This window comes from Archangium sp., assembly GCF_036388035.1.
Lineage (GTDB): Bacteria > Myxococcota > Myxococcia > Myxococcales > Myxococcaceae > Archangium.
In genome coordinates this window covers 1-3088 of record NZ_DASVSO010000008.1, presented here as the reverse complement: position 1 = coordinate 3088, position 3088 = coordinate 1, and the positions used below count along the sequence as shown (strand labels likewise).

The following is a 3088-nucleotide window of genomic DNA, read 5'->3' as shown; positions in this document are numbered from 1 at the left end:
GTCCCCAAGTTCTCCACAATCCGGCCGTCCACTCTCCCGCAGTGCTGGCGCGGGAGCCTCCCCGTGACAGAGGTCGCTTCGGCCAGGCAGGAGGCCATGTCACGCACCCTCGGGACCTCCGGGCCCGCCGGGTTCGGTCTGGCGAAACCTGTCCGACCGTCGGACAGGTTTTTCAAAAACGCGCCGGGAGGGGGGTCCGGCGGCACTTTTCCGCAACCTGTACACTAAGTGGACAAGTTCGCGCGGCGCGCGACCGGAAGGGTCCCCGGGTGCGCCGCTCAGGCGGGCAGCGGGGAGGTCAGCGCCGCGAACATGGCCCTCAGCGCCGAGTCCTGTGCCACCAGCAGCTTCGTCGAGCCCAGCACCCACTTCACCGTGCGCCGCGACACCTTCACTGGCTTGGGCTCCAGCACCGCCTTGTTGCCGTACACCTTGCGCAGCGTCATCACCGCCAGGAACAGCGGCCAGAGGCAGAACAGCCGGATGCCGCGCTCCTCCCGAGGCAGGGCCAGCGTGTACTCGAAGGCCTTGCGCAGCTCCCGGTGCGCCACCGCCACCATCCGCTCGTGTGCCTTCATCGCCTCGTTACGGTTGCCCGGCTCCAGCAGCGCCTCCGGCGTCAGCCCGTACTCCGCCAACAGTGTCCTCGGCAGCCAGCAGCTCCCGCGCTCCAGGTCCTCGCGCACGTCCTTGAGGATGTTCGTCAGTTGCAGCGCGTTGCCAAACGCCACCGCTCGCGACTCCAGCCTCCCCGCCCGCTCGGCCACCGCCGGCGAGTACCACTGGAACAGCCGCGTCAGCATCTCCCCCACCGTCCCCGCCACGTAGTAGCAGTACTCCAGCGTCTCCTCGAGGCTCTCCAGCCCCAGGCCCCCTCCCGACGCGCGGCCCTTGTCCCCCATCTTCCCCATCCCCTTGGCCATGGTCGCCACGCAGGACGCCACGTGCTCGCGCACCGGCGCCTCGTGCACCGCCAGCGCCTCCAGCACCCGGGAGGTGCCCTCCAGCAGCCGGGCCTCCGCCGCCGGCGTCTCCTTGCGCAGCACCCGCCCCGCCTCCTGCGTGAAGCGCCTCGAGTCCTCCTCCCACCCCGCCGGCAGCGTGCTCAGCCGCGCCAGCTCCGCCAGCAGCACCGGGCACGCCGGGCCCCGCACCTCGTCCTCCAGCGTGTCGGCGATCCGGCACAGCAGGTAGGCCACCATCACCGCCGTGTCCAAGGGCCTGGGCAGCACGGGGATGTTCAGGGCGAAGGTGCGAGACACCGCGGGCAACACCTCGCGGCAGAAGGAGACGGCGCTGGGCTCGGTCTGCATCAGCATGGTCGACGCGAAGCGTTGTTCCGTGACGGGTCGTACCTGGAAACCAGGACGTGAGACGTACTATGAGGGCAGGTGCGGCACCGCTGGGGGCCGCGGGGTGTCCTCATCCTCTCCAAGGGTGGCTCCTCCCGCGACCCCTGGCTTCTTCCGACCCACGCCCCCGTGCTCCCTGGCTGCCGGTCACCCATTGCTCCCCTCACGTCACGGAAGCGCGGCATTCAACCCCAGCCCGTGCCCGGGTGCACGAATCCGGTTGCACCTCACCGCTCCGGCGCTTCTGGCTGCTCCACTCCCTGCTTCTGCCCGGGGGACTTCCCCCCGGCCGGCGCCTGCTCCGCGGGCTCCACGGCGTCCCGACGCGGCTCGCCGGTGCCCGCCGTCCCGGAGCCCCCCACGCCCGGCCCCTCCTCGGATTCCGGCGTGACAGGGGTGTCGTCCGTCTGCGGCGTCCGGCGGAACGCGTCCATGTTGTCCGGGAGATCCTCGGGGAGCCGCTCGTCCTGGACCTCCCGCGCGCCCGCCGCCGGGCCCACCAACCCGAATACGACGAGCCATGCCAACACCTTGCGTGCCATGGGAGCCTCCTGTCTCTGCGTTGCCCCTATGGAGATGGGGTGCCCGGGCCGCCCACGCCCGGCGTCTCCGCCGCAGGGGAGGCCGGCAGGTACGGATGCCTGCCTGGGTGCTCCAGGAGCGAGCGCACCCGCTCCGACCGCGCGAGGCGCGGCAATCCGCCCGGGGCCTCAGGGCGCCGCGCGGACGGGATCCTCGTGGTGGTCATGCCCCGGTCCGCCGAAGGTGCCCGGCCATGGCTCCTCCGCCGGCTTCAGCCCCGGCAGGGTGAAGCGCTGGAAGCGCGCCATGCTCCTCGCGAAGGGGGGATCGCACTCACCGCACCTCTGCGCGCCGTCCATCAGCGTCAGCGCCCCCGGCCCCAGCTCGAAGAGCTGCGGCACGCTCCGAGGCGTGTAGCCCAGCTCGCAGCGGAAGGCCTCGCTCCCGTCCTTCGCCCGCACCCCCACCAGCAGCGGCTTCGTCCCCTGGGCCGCGAAGCCCAGCACCATCGTCCGCCACCCCCCCCCCTCCGGCCAGGTGCCCAGCCGCAGCTCCTTCGAGGCGAAGCTCGTCCCCGAGGGCAGCCGGTACGTCCACGCCGGCTTCAGCCCCGGCACCGCGTACCCCTTCAGCTCGCGGGACTCCACCGGCGCCACGTCCGGGTTCACCGTCGTGTCCCGGGGGCTCGGCACCACCACCTCGCGCGTCGCCACCGCCCGCCCCAGCTTCACCTCCAGCGCCGACACCGGCTCGCCATCCGACGTGCGCAGCGGCTCCGTGCCTCCCTCCGGCAGCAGCAGCCCTCGCACCAGTCCCAGCTCGCCTCCCGGGAAGGGCAGCGTCCTCCTCCAGCGCGGCACCCCGTCCGACGAGAAGGCCATCACCAGCGTCGGTGCCCCCGGCGCCAGCGGCGTGTCCGCGTTCACCGTCGGGGAGAACGTCACGTACAGGTCCCCCACCGTGTCCGACGCCAGCCCGAAGGGGTGTGGGTGGTTGCACTCGGACAGCAGGGGATCCTCCAGCCCTTGCGCCGACACCATCCCCCCCGCCGCGTCCAGCACCACCAGGTAGTACAGCCGGCACAGCGACCGGCCGTCCTGGCCCGCCGGGTAGGCCTCGAAGAGCGCCGCCAGCCGATCCGGTGCCATCACCGCCAGCCGCGCCATGAAGATCGTCGAGGACTTCTCCGCGATGTCCGGCCTCGCCCTCGCCAG

2 protein-coding genes and 1 pseudogene are annotated in these 3088 nt (G+C 72.2%); all 3 read right to left on the bottom strand.

All coding sequences use genetic code 11. The features are described from left to right. Positions 1–278 precede the first annotated feature (278 nt). Positions 279–1319, bottom strand: coding sequence for a phytoene/squalene synthase family protein (locus VF697_RS00270; RefSeq protein ID WP_331091049.1), 1041 nt, complete (start codon positions 1317–1319; stop codon positions 279–281). 260 nt (positions 1320–1579) lie between these two features. Continuing rightward, positions 1580–1894 carry a hypothetical protein gene (locus VF697_RS00265; protein WP_331091047.1) on the bottom strand — a complete coding sequence of 105 codons (315 nt, stop codon included), beginning with the start codon at positions 1892–1894 and terminating at the stop codon, positions 1580–1582. A gap of 168 nt (positions 1895–2062) precedes the next feature. After that, positions 2063–3088 (bottom strand): annotated as a pseudogene (locus VF697_RS00260) (tenascin-X); the annotation flags it as partial.